General features: G+C 74.1%; 14 protein-coding genes. 6 read left to right on the top strand and 8 right to left on the bottom strand.

The window, feature by feature from the left end; translation table 11 throughout:
- The first annotated feature begins 9 nt into the window (after positions 1–9).
- The gene (locus tag CLV35_RS10620) at positions 10–369 is read left to right on the top strand and encodes a sterol carrier family protein (RefSeq protein WP_121193414.1); all 360 of its coding nucleotides are present in this window, start codon (positions 10–12) and stop codon (positions 367–369) included.
- On the opposite strand, the gene CLV35_RS10615 is transcribed toward CLV35_RS10620, so the two are convergent.
- On the bottom strand, positions 317–2,617 hold the full coding sequence (locus CLV35_RS10615) for an MMPL family transporter (protein WP_231121699.1): 2,301 nt from the start codon (positions 2,615–2,617) through the stop codon (positions 317–319). The two genes, CLV35_RS10620 and CLV35_RS10615, sit on opposite strands and share 53 nt — an antisense overlap.
- 228 nt (positions 2,618–2,845) lie before the next feature.
- On the opposite strand from CLV35_RS10615, the gene CLV35_RS10610 reads away from it, so the two are divergent.
- The 3 genes from CLV35_RS10610 to purM are packed head-to-tail and all read left to right on the top strand — an operon-like array spanning position 2,846 to position 5,667.
- Positions 2,846–3,058, top strand: a complete 213-nt coding sequence (locus CLV35_RS10610; RefSeq protein WP_121193413.1) for a hypothetical protein — start codon at positions 2,846–2,848, stop codon at positions 3,056–3,058.
- Between the two features lie 9 nt (positions 3,059–3,067).
- Positions 3,068–4,603: an amidophosphoribosyltransferase gene (gene purF / locus CLV35_RS10605; RefSeq protein WP_121193412.1), complete on the top strand. Its 1,536-nt coding sequence runs from the start codon at positions 3,068–3,070 to the stop codon at positions 4,601–4,603.
- Positions 4,600–5,667: a phosphoribosylformylglycinamidine cyclo-ligase gene (purM, locus tag CLV35_RS10600; RefSeq protein ID WP_121193411.1), complete on the top strand. Its 1,068-nt coding sequence runs from the start codon at positions 4,600–4,602 to the stop codon at positions 5,665–5,667. The genes purF and purM overlap by 4 nt, the downstream gene beginning before the upstream one ends.
- A 66-nt stretch (positions 5,668–5,733) precedes the next feature.
- Here purM and CLV35_RS10595 read toward each other — a convergent pair whose 3' ends face one another.
- Entirely contained in the window at positions 5,734–5,931 is a 198-nt protein-coding gene (locus CLV35_RS10595; RefSeq protein WP_121193410.1) for a DUF3073 domain-containing protein, read from the bottom strand.
- Positions 5,932–6,196: 265 nt separating this feature from the next.
- Between CLV35_RS10595 and bldC the strand changes: the two genes are divergently transcribed.
- The gene (bldC, locus tag CLV35_RS10590; protein WP_121193409.1) at positions 6,197–6,412 is read left to right on the top strand and encodes a developmental transcriptional regulator BldC; all 216 of its coding nucleotides are present in this window, start codon (positions 6,197–6,199) and stop codon (positions 6,410–6,412) included.
- A 187-nt stretch (positions 6,413–6,599) separates the two neighbouring features.
- The gene (locus CLV35_RS10585) at positions 6,600–8,162 is read left to right on the top strand and encodes an LLM class flavin-dependent oxidoreductase (RefSeq protein ID WP_121193408.1); all 1,563 of its coding nucleotides are present in this window, start codon (positions 6,600–6,602) and stop codon (positions 8,160–8,162) included.
- A gap of 25 nt (positions 8,163–8,187) precedes the next feature.
- Here CLV35_RS10585 and CLV35_RS10580 read toward each other — a convergent pair whose 3' ends face one another.
- The 6 genes from CLV35_RS10580 to hutU are packed head-to-tail and all read right to left on the bottom strand — an operon-like array spanning position 8,188 to position 16,922.
- On the bottom strand, positions 8,188–10,431 hold the full coding sequence (locus tag CLV35_RS10580) for an exo-beta-d-1,3/1,6-glucosidase (RefSeq protein WP_121193407.1): 2,244 nt from the start codon (positions 10,429–10,431) through the stop codon (positions 8,188–8,190).
- Entirely contained in the window at positions 10,431–11,489 is a 1,059-nt protein-coding gene (locus CLV35_RS10575) for an aldo/keto reductase (RefSeq protein ID WP_121193535.1), read from the bottom strand. Before CLV35_RS10575 ends, CLV35_RS10580 begins: the two co-directional genes overlap by 1 nt.
- A gap of 49 nt (positions 11,490–11,538) precedes the next feature.
- Positions 11,539–12,762 carry an imidazolonepropionase gene (gene hutI / locus CLV35_RS10570; protein ID WP_121193406.1) on the bottom strand — a complete coding sequence of 408 codons (1,224 nt, stop codon included), beginning with the start codon at positions 12,760–12,762 and terminating at the stop codon, positions 11,539–11,541.
- Positions 12,759–14,078, bottom strand: coding sequence for a formimidoylglutamate deiminase (locus tag CLV35_RS10565; protein ID WP_121193405.1), 1,320 nt, complete (start codon positions 14,076–14,078; stop codon positions 12,759–12,761). The genes hutI and CLV35_RS10565 overlap by 4 nt, the downstream gene beginning before the upstream one ends.
- Entirely contained in the window at positions 14,075–15,265 is a 1,191-nt protein-coding gene (locus CLV35_RS10560) for an allantoate amidohydrolase (RefSeq protein ID WP_121193404.1), read from the bottom strand. The genes CLV35_RS10565 and CLV35_RS10560 overlap by 4 nt, the downstream gene beginning before the upstream one ends.
- Before the next feature lies 1 nt (position 15,266).
- Positions 15,267–16,922 (bottom strand): urocanate hydratase, encoded by a 1,656-nt coding sequence (gene hutU / locus CLV35_RS10555; protein ID WP_121193403.1) that lies wholly within the window; start codon positions 16,920–16,922, stop codon positions 15,267–15,269.
- Positions 16,923–16,944: the final 22 nt, after the last annotated feature.

The raw sequence follows: 16,944 nt of genomic DNA, 5'->3' as shown, positions 1-16,944 counted from the left end.
GTTCCTCGCGTGGCAGTGCGCAGGAGGACCGACGTGGGCGAGGGCCGCGCCGCCGTGGCGCGCGCCCTCGCCGCCGAGGTGCCGGAGGCCGCCGACCTGCGGACCGCCTGCCGCTACCTGTGCGAGGAGCTGGCGTCGCGCGCTCCGGGCCGCAGCGTGGAGGTGCGCGTGCCGCCCTACGCCGCGGTCCAGGCGATCGCCGGACCACGGCATACCAGAGGCACCCCGCCCGCGGTGATCGAGACCGACCCCGTGACCTGGCTGGGCCTGGCCACGGGGCGGGTCTCGTGGGAGGAGGCTCTCGCCTCCAGCGCGGTCAGCGCGAGCGGGGAACGGACAGACCTCGCGCCGTTCCTGCCACTGGCGTGAGCCGGCCCGCGGTCAGCTTCCTCGGCCACGCGCGGTCGCCCAGCAGGGCGAGCGCCGCCGGGAGAAGCACCGCGCGCACGACCGTCGCGTCGATCAGGATCGCGGCGGCGAGCCCGACGCCCATCTGCTTGAACTCCAGCAGGCTCAGCGTCGCGAAGATGCTGAACACCGCCACCATGATGACCGCGGCGCTGGTGACCACGCCGGCCGTGCGGGTGATGCCGACGCGGACCGCCTCCTGCGTCGGCAGTCCTGCCTCGAGGGCCTCCTTGATGCGGCTCACGACCAGGACCGTGTAGTCCATCGAGAGACCGAAGAGGATCACGAAGGCGAAGAGCGGCAGCCACGAGATGACCGCTCCGTTCGAGCGGAAGTGGAGCAGCCCCTCGGCCCAGGTGTGCTGGAAGACGAGCACCAGCAGGCCGTAGGACGCGGCGACCGAGAGCATGTTGAGCCCGATGGACACCAGTGCGACCACAGGCGCCCGGAAGCTGACCAGCATGACGAGGAAGGTCATCAGCAGCACGAACCCCAGCACCATCGGCAAGTGGTCGATGGTGGCCTTGTTGAAGTCGAGGTCCCACGCGGCGCTGCCGGTGACGCCCCAGCTCGTGTGCGGGATGCCGTCGAGCGCTGCGGCTCCGACGGTGTCGCGCAGGACGCCCACCGCGCGGTGACCCTCCGGCGAGCTGCTCGAGACCGAGAGCGGCACGTCGACGCGGGCGACGCGGCCGTCGCGCGAGGTCTCGACCTCCGGGGCGTCGCCGGGGGTCAGCGGGGCGAACTCCGCGTGCGTCGGCGCCGTCGAGGCGACGCTCGACAGTGCCCGCGTCGCCGCAGCGCCCAGGGGCTTGCCGTCGGTGCTCGACACGACGACGGTCAGCGCCTCGGAGTTGCTGGGGAACGCGGCGAGCAGGTGGTCGTAGCTGCGGACCTCGGGGATGGTGCGGGGGAGCGCGTCGGAGCCGGAGGACGCGAGCCGCATGCCGACCGCCGGCAGGGCGAGCAGGAGCAGGGCGCCGACGCCCACCGTGAGCGCGGCCTTGGGCGAGCGGAGGACCGGCCGCAGCACGGCTCCCCACAGCCGCGACTCCCCGACGTGCTGCGAGCCCGCACGGGCGGCCTCCACGCGGCGCTGGTGCAGCCTCTTGTGCAGGAACGGCACGCGGGGCCGGTCGAGCACCCCGCCGAGCAGGGAGAGCAGGGCCGGCAGGGCGGTGACGGAGCCGACCATCGCCACGGCCACCACGAGCGTCGCGCCGATCCCGAAGGAGACGAACGTCGCCGTGCCCGAGAGGAAGAGCCCCGCCATGGCAACGATCACCGACAGGCCTGACACGACGATGGCGTGGCCGGCGGTCTCGGCGGCCCGCTCGACGGCCTCGCGCGGCGCCCGGCCGCGGGCGCGCTCCTCGCGCTCACGGCGTACGTAGAACAGCGAGTAGTCGACGCCAACCGCCATGCCGACGAGCAGCACGACGCTGGAGAGCTGCGGGCTCACCGGCACCAGGTGGGAGACCAGGCTCGAGAGGCCGAGCGCCGAGGCCACCGAGGTGATGGCCAGCAGCACCGGCACGCCGGCGGCGACCAGGGCACCGAAGACCATGAGCAGGATGACCAGCGTGACGGGGACGCTGAACATCTCGGCCTTGCCGAAGTCCTCGGCGACCACGTCGTTGACCGCGTTGTCGACCGACGCGTCACCGACCTGCTCGACGGTCACCTCCGGGTGCGCCTTCGCCAGCGCCGCGGTCACGTCCTGCACCGCGGGCACGGCGTCCTCGGCGATGTCGGCAGCCTTCTCGGGCGTCGCCGACTCCGGCACGGCGAGCGTCACGCGCACCAGCTGGCTGCGGCCGTTGGCCGCGGTCACGGGAGCGCTCACGTCGGCGACCGCCTCCATCCCGGCCAGCCGGTGGCGCAGGTCGGCGACCGCGGCGTCGGCGCTGGTGCCGATCGGCCCTGCCTTCGAGGTGAACAGCACGTTCTCGACCGGCTTCTCGCCGAACGAGGTCTTGGCCACGACGCGGTCCACGACGCCCGACTGCCCGACGCTGGTCTCGGCGTCGGTCTGCGTCCTCGTGCCCACGATCCCGCCGAGCGCGACGGTGACGACGACGAACAGCGTCCACAGGCCCAGCGCGGTCCAGCGGTGCGCGGCGCTCCACGACGCGACGCGGGTCACCACCCCGCGTCGGCGGGCGGGCGGCGGCGGGCTGGGGCGGGTCTGCTGGAGCGTGGCGGACATGGCGGCCTCCGGGGCGGGTGCGGTGCGTCGGGGGCGGCGGCCGGGCGGCCACCGCGTACGTGCTCCAAGGTCCCGCCGCGCACCCCCTCGCGTCTGTGCCGCTGGCCTCCGAACTCCGGCTCCGGCCTGCCCCGCCCCGGGGGTGGGGACAGCCCCCGTACGCGCCGGGTGCGCCCGCCCGGCGGCGCACGGGTGTCGGGGGTCCGCCGGACCCCGTAGCGTGGAGGGGTGGCACTCGCACGCACCCCTCGCTACAGCCGCTTCATCACCGCAGGAGCGGGCGTCGGCGTCGTGCTCGGCTTCGTGCTGGTCGCCGTCCGGCACGACACCGGGCGCTACTCGGCCGGCACCGCGCTGGTCTACACCGCGCTGGTGCTCGGCGCCCTCGGGGCGCTGGCCGGCGGTGTGGCCGCGGTCCTGCTCGACCGCCGCGCCCCGTAGTCTTGCCCCATGGGTCGCGGTGACGGACGGCTGAACCACGACCTCTTCGACGGTGACAAGGGCCCGCAGGACGCGTGCGGGGTCTTCGGCGTGTGGGCGCCCGGCGAAGAGGTTGCCAAGCTCGCGTACTTCGGGCTCTACGCCCTGCAGCACCGCGGGCAGGAGGCAGCCGGCATCGCGGTGAGCAACGGCTCGCAGATCCTCGTCTACAAGGACATGGGCCTGGTCTCGCAGGTCTTCGACGAGTCGCACCTCGCCTCGCTCAAGGGCCACCTCGGCATCGGGCACGCGCGCTACTCCACGACCGGCGCCTCGACCTGGGAGAACGCCCAGCCGACGTTCCGCTCCACCGGCTCGGGCGCGCTCGCGCTGGGCCACAACGGCAACCTGACCAACACCGCCGAGCTCGCGAAGCTGGTCGCCGACCACGAGTCCGAGCACGGCGCGCCGACCCACCGGCGGCCCGACGGCGTCATCGAGTCGACCAACGACACCGACCTGATCGCCGCGCTGCTGGCCCAGGACCCCGACCTCTCGATGGAGGAGGCGGCGCTGCGCGTGCTGCCCCTGCTCCGCGGCGCCTACTCCCTCGTGTTCATGGACGAGACGACTCTCTACGCCGCGCGCGACCCGCAGGGCATCCGCCCGCTGGTGCTCGGCCGGCTCGAGCGCGGCTGGGTGGTGGCCAGCGAGACCGCGGCCCTCGACATCGTCGGCGCGAGCCTCGTGCGCGAGATCGAGCCGGGCGAGCTGCTCTCGGTCGACGAGCACGGGCTGCGCTCGCGCCGCTTCGCCGAGTCCGACCCCAAGGGCTGCCTGTTCGAGTACGTCTACCTCGCGCGCCCCGACACCCGCATCGCCGGGCGCAGCGTGCACGCGGCGCGCGTCGAGATCGGCCGCCAGCTCGCGCGCGAGGCGCCGGTCGAGGCCGACCTGGTCATCCCGGTGCCCGAGTCGGGCACGCCCGCAGCCATCGGCTACGCCGCCGAGAGCGGCATCCAGTACGGCGTGGGCCTGGTCAAGAACGCCTACGTCGGCCGCACCTTCATCCAGCCCAGCCAGACGATCCGCCAGCTCGGCATCCGGCTCAAGCTCAACCCGCTGCGCGAGGTCATCGCCGGCAAGCGGCTGGTGGTCGTCGACGACTCGATCGTGCGCGGCAACACCCAGCGGGCGCTCGTGCGCATGCTGCGCGAGGCCGGCGCCGCCGAGGTGCACGTGCGGATCTCGAGCCCGCCGGTCAAGTGGCCGTGCTTCTACGGCATCGACTTCGCGACCCCGGCCGAGCTCATCGCCAACGGGCTGGCCGTCGACGAGGTGCGCCACGCCATCGGCGCCGACTCCCTGAGCTACGTCTCGCTCGAGGGCCTCATCGAGGCCTCCGCCCAGCCGGCCTCGGCGCTGTGCTCGGCCTGCTTCACCGGCGAGTACCCCGTCGCCCTCCCCGACGACCAGGCGCTGGGCAAGCACCTGCTCGAGGGGCTGGTGGGCCGGGTCGAGAGCGAACGCGCAGAGTCCCTCGAGGCGGAGCCGAACCCCGCGTGACCAGCTACGCAGCGGCCGGCGTCGACATCGAGGCCGGCGACCGGGCCGTCGAGCTCATGCGCGAGTGGGTCGCGCGCGCCTCGCGTCCCGAGGTCGTCGGCGGCATCGGCGGGTTCGCCGGCCTGTTCGACGCCAGCGCCCTCGCACGCTACCGCCGTCCCCTGCTCGCCACCTCGACCGACGGCGTCGGCACCAAGGTGGCGCTCGCCCAGCGCCTCGGCGTGCACCACACGATCGGGCTCGACCTGGTGGCCATGGTCGTCGACGACCTGGTCGTCTGCGGGGCCGAGCCGCTGTTCATGACCGACTACATCGCCTGCGGCAAGGTGGTGCCCGAGCGCATCGCGGCTGTGGTGCGCGGCATCGCCGAAGGCTGCGCCCTCGCCGGCTGCGCGCTGCTCGGCGGCGAGACCGCCGAGCACCCCGGCCTGCTCGACCCCGACGAGTACGACGTGGCAGGCGCCGCGACCGGCGTGGTCGAAGCCGACGAGCTGCTGGGCGCCGACCGGGTGCGCGCCGGTGACGCCGTGCTCGCGATCGCGAGCAGCGGGCTGCACTCCAACGGCTACAGCCTCGTGCGCCACGTGGTGCTCGGCGAGGCCGGTCAGCGGGCGGGGCTCTCGCTCGAGGCGGAGGTCGCCGAGCTCGGCCGCACCCTCGGCGAGGAACTGCTCGAGCCGACCCGCATCTACTCCCTCGACTGCCTGCAGCTCGCCCGCGAGGTCGAGGTGCACGCCTACTCCCACATCACCGGGGGCGGGCTCGCCGCCAACGTCGCCCGGGTGGTGCCGGCCGGCCTGCGCGTGGTCGTCGAACGCGCGAGCTGGACACCGCCCGCGGTCTTCTCGCTGGTCGGCTCGGTCGGCGCGGTGCCGCAGGACGAGCTCGAGCGCACGCTCAACATGGGCGTGGGCATGGTCGCGCTGCTGCCCGAGGCCGACGCGGCGCGCGCGGTCGAGCTGCTGGCCGGGCGCGGGCTGCGCGCCTGGGTGGCCGGCACCGTCGAGGAGCTCGACGACGCCTCAGCCCCCGGCACGGCCGAGCTCGTCGGCACGCACGCCTGACGCGCAAGGCCCCCCTGGCCGCCGGAGCGGAGGGGGGACCTTGCGGCGCGCAGCGCGGGAGGGGCGTCAGCCCCAGCGGTCGTCGTAGTCGTCGGACTCGTCGCCCTCGACGTCGACCTCGACCGGCTTCGGAGTCGTGCTGAGCAGTCCGCCGCCACCGTTAGCGAGCTCTCGCTGGAGGGCGTCGTAGTCGGTGCTGGGGCTGGAGTACTTCAGCTCCCGGGCGACCTTGGTCTGCTTGGCCTTGGCGCGGCCACGCCCCATGGCTCGACCCCCTCATGCAATGACGGGGCGGCCCGGCATGGAGCGGCCCCGCGGAATTCGTTTCCGTCGTGCCCCCAACCGTACATGGCTCCTCGTCCATCCGGCGACCCAGTGGAGGGCTGAGCGGGGGTGCCCGTTCGGGCTAGCCCGCCGCCCCGGACGAGAAATAGTCCGAGTGAGCCATATCGGACATCACCGCTGACAAGGCACGATAGGCGTCTGCGGGCCGAACAGTCGGTTGCGCGCGCTTGGGAGGGGTTCTGGAATGGCTACACGCACACCCGACACGGAGTCGTTGCTCACCCCGGCCGAGGTAGCCACCATGTTCCGCGTCGACCCGAAGACGGTCACGCGCTGGGCCAAGGCCGGCAAGCTCACCTCGATCCGGACGCTGGGCGGCCACCGCCGCTACCGCGAGGCCGAGGTGCGGGCGTTGCTCAGCGCCGTCCCGCAGCCGCGCACCGAGGCCGACTCCCTCTAGGCCGCACGGGCCCGGCGGTGCGTCCGCCGGCCCGACGCCGTCTCCGCGTCCCTCCGGTGGCCCTCGGGCCGGCCGGGGGGACGTGCTGCGTCGCGGCCCCGGCCTCGTGCGCCGCGCGGGCGGCACTGTCGTACGGTGCGGGGTGTACGCCCCGCGGTGCGGGTCGCGCGACGCCGGGAGGGCACGGGTGGACTACGGCCACAGCCTCGAGTTCGGCACGTTCCTCACGCCCGGCGCCGCCGCGCCCGACCGGGTGCTGGCGCTCGCCGCGCTGACCGAGCAGGTAGGGCTCGACCTGGTGGCCGTGCAGGACCACCCCTACAACTCCCGGTTCCTCGACACCTGGACGCTGCTGTCGGTCATCGCGGCGCGCACCACCCGCGTACGCGTCGCGCCCGACGTCGCGAACCTGCCCCTGCGCCCGCCCGCGGTGCTCGCGCGCAGCGTCGCGTCGCTCGACCTGCTCACCGGCGGCAGGGTCGAGCTCGGGCTCGGTGCCGGCGGCTTCGCCGACGCGATCGCCGCCTTCGGCGGCCGGCGCCTCAGCCCGCGCGAGTCGGTCGACGCGCTGCGCGAAGGGATCGCGGTGATCCGCGCGGTGTGGGACGAGAGCGGCGGCACGGTGCGTGTCGAGGGGGAGCACTACCGGGTGCGCGGTGCGCACCCCGGCCCCGCACCCGCGCACCCGGTCGGCATCTGGGTCGGCGCCTACAAGCCGCGGATGCTCGCGCTCACCGGCGAGCTGGCCGACGGCTGGCTGCCGAGCGCGCCCTACGCCCCGCCCGACCAGCTCGGCGCCATGAACGCCGCCATCGACGAGGCCGCTGCGGCCGCCGGACGAGACCCGGGCGCCGTGCGCCGGCTCTACAACGTGACAGGCACCTTCGCCAGCGGCGGCGGCTTCCTCGACGGGCCTGCGCAGGTGTGGGCCGAGCAGCTGGCCGAGCTGGCGCTCGAGCACGGCACGAGCTCCTTCGTCCTGATGACCGACGACGCCGACACGATCCGCCGCTACGCCGCCGAGGTCGCCCCGGCCGTCACCGAGATCGTCGAGGCGCACCGCGCTGGCGGCGCGGCCGAACCGACGCGTACCGAGCCGGTGCGTACCGAGCCGGTGCGTACCGAGCCGGTGCGTGCGCGGCCGGGCGCCACGCCGTTCGCCGTCGTGCCCACCCCCGACCCGGGTCTGCGGCTCAGCGGCGAGCAGCTGTGGGACGAGGAGGCGCGGCCGCACGCGCCGGCGCCGGACGCCGACCGCCTCTACACGCCGCACGAGCAGGCCTCCGGGCGCCACCTCGTCGACGTGCACGACCACCTGCGCTCGGAGCTCGAGCAGCTGCGCGAGATCGTGGCCGAGGTGATCGCCGGCGGCATCGAGCCGCACTCCGCGCGCTCGCAGATCCAGACGATGACGGTGCGGCAGAACAACTGGACGGCTGGCGTCTACTGCGCGCAGTACTGCCGCGTCGTGACCACGCACCACTCGCTGGAGGACGCGAGCGTCTTCCCGCACCTGCGCAGGGCCGACGAGGCGCTCGGCCCGGTGCTCGACCGGCTCGAGGCCGAGCACCTGGTCATCCACGACGTGCTCGAGGGCGTCGACCGGGCGCTCGTGGCGTTCGTCAGCGACCCCGACGGGCCGGCGAGGCTGCAGCACGCGCTCGACGTGCTCACGGACGCGCTGCTCTCGCACCTGTCCTACGAGGAGCGCGAGCTCGTCGAGCCGCTGGCGCGCCTCGGGTTCTACTGAGCGGTCCGCCGACCGGTCGACGGCCCTAGCCGGTGATGCGGAAGCCGGCGCGCAGCAGGTGCTCGTCGCGCGACGACCTGCCGACCAGCAGCTCGAACTCGCCCGGCTCGACCCGGCGGACTCCGGCGGCGTCGACCAGCGTGCAGGCCGCCGCCGGCAGCACGAGGTCGATGACGCGCTCCTCGCCCGGCGCGAGCGGCACCTGCACCCAGGCCTTGAGCTCCTTCGCGGCCCAGGTCACCGACGACACGACGTCGTGCATGTAGACCTGCACGGTCTCGAGCACCGGCCGCGTCCCGGTGTTGCGGAGCTGCACCGTCGCCTCCACCGTGCCGCCGGCACCGACCTCGGGAGTGCCGACCTGCAGGTCGGACCACTCGACGGTGGTGTAGCTGAGCCCCTCGCCGAACGCGAAGGCAGGACTCTGGGTCAGGTCGGCGTAGCGCGTCGCGTGCTGGCCGGGCAGCTGGTTGTAGAACGTCGGCTGCTGGCCGACGTGCCGGGCGAACGAGATCGGCAGCCGGCCCGAGGGCTCGATCGCGCCCAGCAGCAGCTCGGCCACGGCCTGGCCACCGCGCATGCCGGGGTTGGCCGCCCACACGAGCGCGGCTGCGCCGAGCACGGAGGGTGGCAGCACGAGCGGCTTCGAGGCGACCAGCACCACGACGAGCGGGATGCCGGTGGCCGCGAGGGCGTCGAGGAGCGCGACCTGGGCACCGACCAGCTCGAGCGTCGCTGTCGACCTGCCCTCGCCGACCAGCTCGATGCGGTCGCCGACGACCGCCACGACGACGTCGGCCGACTGCGCGGCGGCGACGGCTTGGGCGACCATCGCCTCGTCGCGCTCGGCGGGGATCACCACCTGCGGGCGCGGCTGCCCGTCGGGGAAGACGTCGCCCTCGGGGTCGCGGCCGACGGTGAGGATGTCGGCCCCCCGTGCGTGCGTCACCGTCCACGAGTCGGGGACCGCTGCGCGCAGCCCGTCGAGCACCGTCGTCGTCAGCTCGCGCGGGTGGCCCTCCATCAGCCAGTTGGCCTGTCCGGAGGCGCCGGCCCAGTCGCCCAGCACCGTGTCCGCGTCGTCGGCGTTCGGGCCGACCACGGCGACCGTGAGCGGTGTGCCCCCGGCGTCGAGCGGCAGCGTGCCGTCGTTGGCCAGCAGGACGAGTGAGCGGCGGGCCACCTCGAGGTTGAGCTCGGCGTGCTCCGGCGCACCGATGACCGCCGCCTGGCGGGCGGGGTCGGGGCGGCGCGGGTCCTCGAAGAGCCCCAGCTCGAACTTCAGGGTGAGCACCCGGGCGACGGCGGCGTCGAGCTCGGCCTCGTCGAGCAGCCCTGCGGCGACCGCCTCCTGCGCGCCGTCGAAGAACTGCGGTGTCGTCATGACCATGTCGTTGCCGGCCCGGACCGCGGCGGCCGCGGCCTGGGTGTGGTCGGCGAAGACGTGCTGCTCCCACACCATGCGCCCGACGTTGTCCCAGTCGGTGACGAGCGTTCCGGTGTAGCCCCACTCGCCGCGCAGCACCTCGCGAAGCAGCCAGTCGTTGACGGTGATGGGCACGCCGTCCATCGACTGGTAGCCGAGCATGAAGGTGCGGCAGCCCTCGCGGGCCACGCGCTCGAACGGCGGCAGGAACCACGAGCGCAGCTTGCGGCGCGAGATGTCGGCCTCGCTGGCGTCCCGTCCGCCCTGGGTCTCGGAGTAGCCGGCGAAGTGCTTGGCGCACGCCAGCACCGCGGTCGGGTCGTCGAGCCCGTCGCCCTGGTAGCCGCGGACCATCGCTGCGCCGAGCTCGCCGATGAGGTGGGGGTCCTCGCCGAAGGTCTCGCTGACGCGGCCCCAGCGCAGGTCGCGCGCGATGCAGAGCACCGGCGAGAAGGTCCAGTGCACACCGGTCGCCGCCGCCTCGACGGCGGTCGCGCGCGCCACGCGCTCGAGCAGCGAGACGTCCCAGGTCGCAGCCATCCCCAGCTGCGTGGGGTAGATCGTGGCGCCCTTCCAGAACGAGTGCCCGTGGATGCAGTCCTCGCCCACGAGCAGCGGGATGCGCAGCCGGGTCTGCTGCGTCAGCTCCGCGGCCTCGTCGAGGTAGGCGGGCGACGCGTGCAGGATCGAGCCCGCGTGCATGGTCTCGATGTGCTCGCGCACACCGACCTGGGCGTCGAGCTGCATCATCTGGCCGACCTTCTCGGCCAGCGTCATGCGCCCGACCAGGTCGGCGACCCGCTCGGCGACGGGCAGTGACGCGTCGAGGTAGGGCGCGGCCATCAGCGCTGGAGGAACGGTCGCAGCAGTGCCAGGTCGGCGGGACCGAGCCGGTCGGTGGAGGTCGCGGCCTGGTGCCAGTGGGGGTAGATGAGCGGCGGGCGGCTGACCTGCTCGAGCCGGTCGAGCTCGTCGTCGGTGAGCACCAGCTCGGCGGCGCGCAGGTTGTCGGCGAGCTGCTCGTCGGTGCGGGCGCCGACGATGACCGAGCTGACCGCGGGGCGGGTGAGCAGCCACGCGAGCGAGACCTGGGCAGCGGAGACGCCGTGCGCCTCGGCGACCTCGAGCAGCACGTCGACGATCGCGTAGAGCTGGTCCTCGTCGCGCACGGGCGGCTCGTCCCACCCGGCGAAGCGGCGGGTGCCCTCGGGCGCGGCCTCGTCGCGGCGGTACTTGCCGCTGAGCAGGCCGCCGGCCAGCGGGCTCCACACCAGCACGCCGACGCCCTGGTCGACCGAGGCCGGCAGCAGCTCGTACTCGGCGTCGCGGGCCTGCAGCGTGTAGTGGATCTGGTGGCTGGCGAAGCGCGACCAGCGCGCGGAGTCGGCGACCGCCAGCGCCTTCATCAGTTGCCAGCCGGTGTAGTTGGAGGCGCCGACGTAGCGGACCTTGCCCGACTGCACCAGGTGCTCGAGCGCGGCCAGCGTCTCCTCGAGCGGGGTCTGCCCGTCCCACTCGTGCAGCTGGTAGAGGTCGATCCAGTCGGTGCCGAGCCGGCGCAGCGACGCCTCGCAGCCGCGGACGATGTGGTGGCGCGAGGAGCCGGCGTCGTTGGCGCCGGGGCCCATGCCGCCCATGCGCACCTTCGTGGCGACCAGCACGTCGTCGCGGTGGGCGCCCAGCGCCTCGCCGAGGATCTGCTCGGACAGCCCGGTGGAGTAGACGTCGGCGGTGTCGAAGAGGTTGACGCCGGCCTCGATGCACATCTCGACCTGGCGCCGGGCGTCCTCGACGCCGGTGCCGCCGAGCGGGGACGCCCAGCCGGTGCCGCCGAAGGTCATGGTGCCGAGCGAGAGGGCGGACACGCGCAGGCCGCTGCGCCCCAGCTGACGGTAGTGCACGCTCGTCTCCTTCGACTCGACGCAGCCGGGCTCCCGGCAGCTCGACACCCTAGGTGGACGGTCCGACGGGGTGCTGCGTGGGTCGCACGGCGTCGTCCGGCAGGTCCAGCGCCCGCGCGAGCGGCACGCCGGGCCGGTAGGCGAGGTGCAGGTGCGTGGGCGCGTCGATGACGGTGAGGTCGGCACGCGTACCAGGCGCGATGCGGCCCACGTCGTGTCGGCGCAGGGCGAGCGCGCCGCCGGCCGTGGCGGCCCACAGCGCCTCGTCGGGACTCATGCCCGTCTCGCGCACGGCGAGCGCGATGACGAAGGGCATGGACGAGGTGAAGCAGCTGCCGGGGTTGCAGTCGGTGGCCAGGGCGACGACCGCGCCGGCGTCGAGCAGGCGCCGCGCGTCGGGGTAGGGCGAGCGGGTCGAGAACTCGACGCCCGGGAGGAGGGTGGCGACCGTACCCTGCCTCTCCTGCGCGGGCGCTGAGGCCGCGAGCGCCTCGACGTCGGCGTCGGTGAGGTGCGTGCAGTGGTCGACGCTGGCGGCGCCGAGCTCGACGGCGAGGCGTACGCCGGGGCCGGCGGTGAGCTGGTTGCCGTGGACGCGCAGCCCGAGGCCGGCCCGGGCGCCGGCGCTGAGGACGGCACGGGACTCGTCGGCGTCGAAGGCGTGCGCGCTCCCCGGCTCGCAGAAGACGTCGACCCAGCGGGCCCAGGGCGCGCATGCCTCGAGCATGGGGCCGGCGACCAGGTCGACGTAGGCCGAGCGTTCGGCGCCGGGTGGTACGACGTGAGCTCCGAGGAACGTCGTCTCGGGGGTGACCTCGCGGGCAAGGCGGAGGCTGCGTGCCTCGTCCTCGACCGTCAGGCCGTAGCCGCTCTTGACCTCCACCGTGGTGGTGCCCTGCCTGCGCATCTCGGCGACCAGCGCCCGCAGCGACGCTCGCAGCTCGTCGTCGCTCGAGGCGCGGGTGGCCGCGACGGTCGTCGCGATGCCACCGCCGTCGTAGCGCTCGCCGGTCATCCGCGCCGAGAACTCGCCCGAGCGGTCGCCGGAGAACAGCAGGTGGGAGTGCGAGTCGACGAACCCGGGGACGACGGCCCGTCCCCCGACGTCGAGCCGGTGGTCCGCCGCCGGCGCTGACGCCGCGGGTCCGACCCACTCGACGAGGCCACCCGACACCACGACCGCTGCGTCATGGACGACGCCGAGCGCAGACCCGTCGCCCGTCGACGCGTCGTTGGTGACCAGCTCACCGATGTCGGTGACGACGGTGCTCATGCGTCAGCCCACAGCGACGACACCGCATCGCACAGCAGCGCTCCGACGTCGCCCAGTGCGTGTGCCCCGTCGCGCACGACGGTGCGACCACCTACGACCACCGTGTGGACATCAGGTGAGGATGCGGCGAGCACGAGCTGCTCGGGCGTGGAACCGGCGGTGCGTACGCTGTCGAGCCGCACCGCGACCAGGTCGGCGGGTGCCGCTGTCTCGATGCGGCCGGCCTCCGGCCAGCCCAGCGCCGCGTGACCGTCGGCGGTCAGGGCATCGACCAGCTCGGCGGGGGAGAAGGACCCGCGTCGCCGGGTTGCGAGCCGCTCGTGCATCTCCAGCGCCCGCGCCTCTTCCAGCAGGTCGATGACGGCGTGCGAGTCGCTGCCCAGGCACAGCGGGGAGCCGGCGGTAACGAGGAGGCGCATCGGCCCGATGCCGTCAGCCAGGTCGCGCTCGGTCGTGGGGCAGGCGCAGATCCGGGTGCCACTGCCTCCGAGGATGTCGATGCCGGGCGAGAACGTGGCGTGGACTGCGGTGGTACGAGCGCCGAGCGCCCCCGCGTCAGCGAGTAGCTGGGTCGGAGTGCGGCCGTAGTGCGCGAGCGCTGCGTCGTTCTCGGCCTGCTGCTCCGACAGGTGCACGTGCAGGGGTGCGTCGGGGAACGCGGACGCGACCTCGGGAAGGGCGTCGCGGGGCACGGCCCGGACCGAGTGCACCGCTGCACCCAGCCGCAGGGTGGCGTCGGGCGCCAGCTGCCCGACGCGGGACGCCCAGGCCTCGGCCGAGCCGTCGCCGAACCGCTGCTGCACCGGGTCGAGCGGGAGGTGACCGTCGGAGGACAGACCCCCGGAGAGGTAGCACGCGTCGAGCAGCGTGATGCGGATGCCGGCGTCGCCGGCCGCCTGGCGCAGCGCCTCGCCCATCGCGTTCGGCTCGTCGTAGCGGGCGCCGCCCGGCGCGTGGTGCAGGTAGTGGAACTCACCGACGCAGGTGACCCCGGCGAGGGCCATCTCGGCGTAGACCGCGCGAGCCAGCCGCAAGTAGGAGTCCGGGTCGAGGCGGGCGGCCACCGCGTACATCTGCTCGCGCCACGTCCAGAACGTGCCGCCGGAGCCGTGCGTCCGCCCGCGCAGCGCGCGGTGGAAGGCGTGCGAGTGCGCGTTGGCGAAGCCCGGCAGCACGAGGCCGCGGAGCCTCTCGTCGCCGTCGGAGGCCGGGACGCCCGTCTCGACCGAGGTGACCACGCCGCTGTGTGCCACGACGCGGACGGACGCGACCGGCGCGGAGCCGACCCAGGCGTACTCGCACCACCAGGAGGTCACGGAGCCGGCCAGGTGTGGCCGGCGAGCGCGCGCACGACCGACGCCAGCGCCTCGACGCCGGCGTGGCAGTCAGCCGGCTCGGCGTGCTCCTCGGGCGAGTGCGAGACGCCGGTCGGGTTGCGCACGAACAGCATGGCCGTCGGGATGCCCGCCTGGGCGAGGACCCCGGCGTCGTGGCCTGCACCTGTCTCGAGGACCGGCGCGCCCTGGAGGAGGGCCGAGAGCTGCACCGCGAGGGAGCGGTCGAACGGCGTACGCGGCGTCCACGACTCCTCGACCGGCTCGAGTCCCGCGGCAGCGAGGTCTGCGACGACCGCCCGGACGGCGGTCTCCTCGGACGCGCGGGCGTCGAGCCACGCGGTGACGCGCGAGGGGATGGCGTTGACGCCGTTGGGCGAGACGAGCACCTTGCCGACCGTGGCCAGCGCGGAGCGGCGTTCGGCCGCGGTGCGCGCCGAGGTGACGAGCCGGGCCAGCTCGAGCATCGGGTCGTCCCTGTCGACCAGGGCCGTGGTGCCGGCGTGGTCGGCCCGTCCTGCGAGGTCGACCCGCCAGCGACCGTGCGGCCAGATGGAGCTGCCGACACCGACGGCAGCGGCGGAGTGCACGAGCCCGCGGCCCTGCTCGACGTGCAGCTCGACGAAGTGGGCGACGCGTCGCAGCGTCTCGTCGTCACGACCGACGCGGGCCGGGTCGACGCCGGCGGCGGACATCGCCTCGGCCATCGTGACGCCGTCGCCGTCGCGCAGGCCCCGGGCCCGGTCGGCGTCGAGCACGCCGGTCAGCAGCCGGGACCCGGCGCAGGCGATGCCGAAGCGGGCGCCCTCCTCGTCACCGAAACAGGCGACGCCGATCGGCTTGGCGGGAGAGAAGCCGCTGTCGCGAAGAGACTCCAGAGCGGCGAACGCCGAGACCACCCCGAGCGGGCCGTCGAACGCGCCGCCGTCAGGCACGGAGTCGAGGTGGCTGCCCATCACGACGCCGGGACCGTCGGTGTCGGGGGAGCCCCACCAGGCCCACAGGTTGCCGGCGCGGTCAGTGGTGACGTCGAGCCCGAGGCCGGCTGCAGAGGAGGTGAACCACTCGCGCAGCGTGCGGTCCTCAGGAGTCCACGCGTACCTCCGGTAGCCACCGCTCGAAGCCCGTCCGACCGGCTCGAGCTCGGCCCACAGCGCGTCGAAGCCCATGTCAGCCCTCCTGCATCGGGACCCGCACGCCGCGCTCCTGCGCCACCTCGTCGGCGAGCTCGTAGCCCGCGTCGACGTGGCGGATCACGCCCATGGCCGGGTCGTTGCTCAGCACGCGGGCCAGCTTGGCAGCTGCGAGCGGCGTCCCGTCGGCGACCGACACCTGGCCGGCGTGGATCGAGCGGCCGATGCCGACTCCGCCGCCGTGGTGGATGGACACCCACGTCGCGCCGGAGGCGGTGTTGACCAGGGCGTTGAGCAGCGGCCAGTCCGCGATCGCGTCGGAGCCGTCGGCCATCGCCTCGGTCTCGCGGTAGGGGGATGCGACGCTGCCGGCGTCGAGGTGGTCGCGGCCGATGACGATGGGGGCCTTCACCGCGCCGGAGGCGACCAGCTCGTTGAAGGCCAGGCCCGCACGGTCGCGCTCGCCGTAGCCCAGCCAGCAGATGCGCGCCGGCAGGCCCTGGAAGGCGACGCGGTCCTGGGCGGCGCGGATCCAGCGGTGCAGGTGGTCGTCGTCGGGGAAGAGCTCCAGCACGGCCTCGTCCGTCGCCCGGATGTCGGCGGGGTCGCCGCTCAGCGCCGCCCATCGGAACGGGCCCTTGCCCTCGCAGAACAGCGGCCGGATGTAGGCGGGCACGAAGCCGGGGAAGGCGAACGCGCGGTCGAAGCCGCCGAGGCGGGCCTCGTCGCGGATCGAGTTGCCGTAGTCGAAGACCTCGGCGCCCGCGTCCAGGAAGCCGACCATGGCCTCGACGTGCCGGGCCATCGACGCCCGGGCGCGGTCGGTCGCCTCCTCCGGCTTGGCCGCGGCGTAGTCCGGCCAGTCGCCGAGCTCGATGCCCTCGGGCACGTAGGACAGCGGGTCGTGCGCACTGGTCTGGTCGGTGACGATGTCGACGTCGACCCCGCGGCGGAGCAGCTCGGGCAGCACGGTCGCGCAGTTGCCGACCAGCCCGACGCTGAGCGCCCTCCGCTCCGACTTCGCCGCGAGACAGCGCCGCAGCGCGTCGTCGAGGTCGTCGGCCACCACGTCGAGGTAGCGGTTGGCCACGCGGCGGGCCAGGCGGGTGCCGTCGACGTCGACGACGAGGCAGACGCCGTCGTTGAGGGTGACCGCCAGCGGCTGCGCGCCGCCCATGCCGCCGCAGCCGCCGGTGACGGTGAGCGTGCCGGCGAGCGTCCCTCCGAAGCGCTTCGCGGCCACGGCGGCGAAGGTCTCGTAGGTGCCCTGGAGGATCCCCTGCGTGCCGATGTAGATCCACGACCCGGCCGTCATCTGGCCGTACATCGTCAGGCCCTGGCGCTCGAGCTCCCGGAACTTCGGCCAGGTGGCCCAGTCACCGACCAGGTTGGAGTTGGCGATGAGCACCCGCGGCGCCCACTCGTGCGTCTGCATGACGCCCACCGGGCGTCCCGACTGCACGAGCAGCGTCTCGTCGTCGCGGAGGTCGGTCAGCGTACGCATGATGGCGTCGTAGCTGCGCCAGTCGCGCGCCGCGCGACCCGTGCCTCCGTAGACCACGAGGTCGTCGGGCCGCTCGGCAACCTCGGGGTCGAGGTTGTTGGCGAGCATGCGCATCGGCGCCTCGGTCTGCCAGCTCCTCGCCGTCAGCGTCGTGCCGCGAGCGGCGCGTACGGGTCGTGCTCCGTCCATCTCAACTCCTCGTGTCCGAACT

The sequence above is a fragment of the Motilibacter peucedani genome, from assembly GCF_003634695.1.
GTDB classification, from domain to species: Bacteria; Actinomycetota; Actinomycetes; order Motilibacterales; family Motilibacteraceae; genus Motilibacter; species Motilibacter peucedani.
Note: the sequence above shows the minus strand (reverse complement) of the source record. Positions and strands in the feature narration are given on the sequence as shown.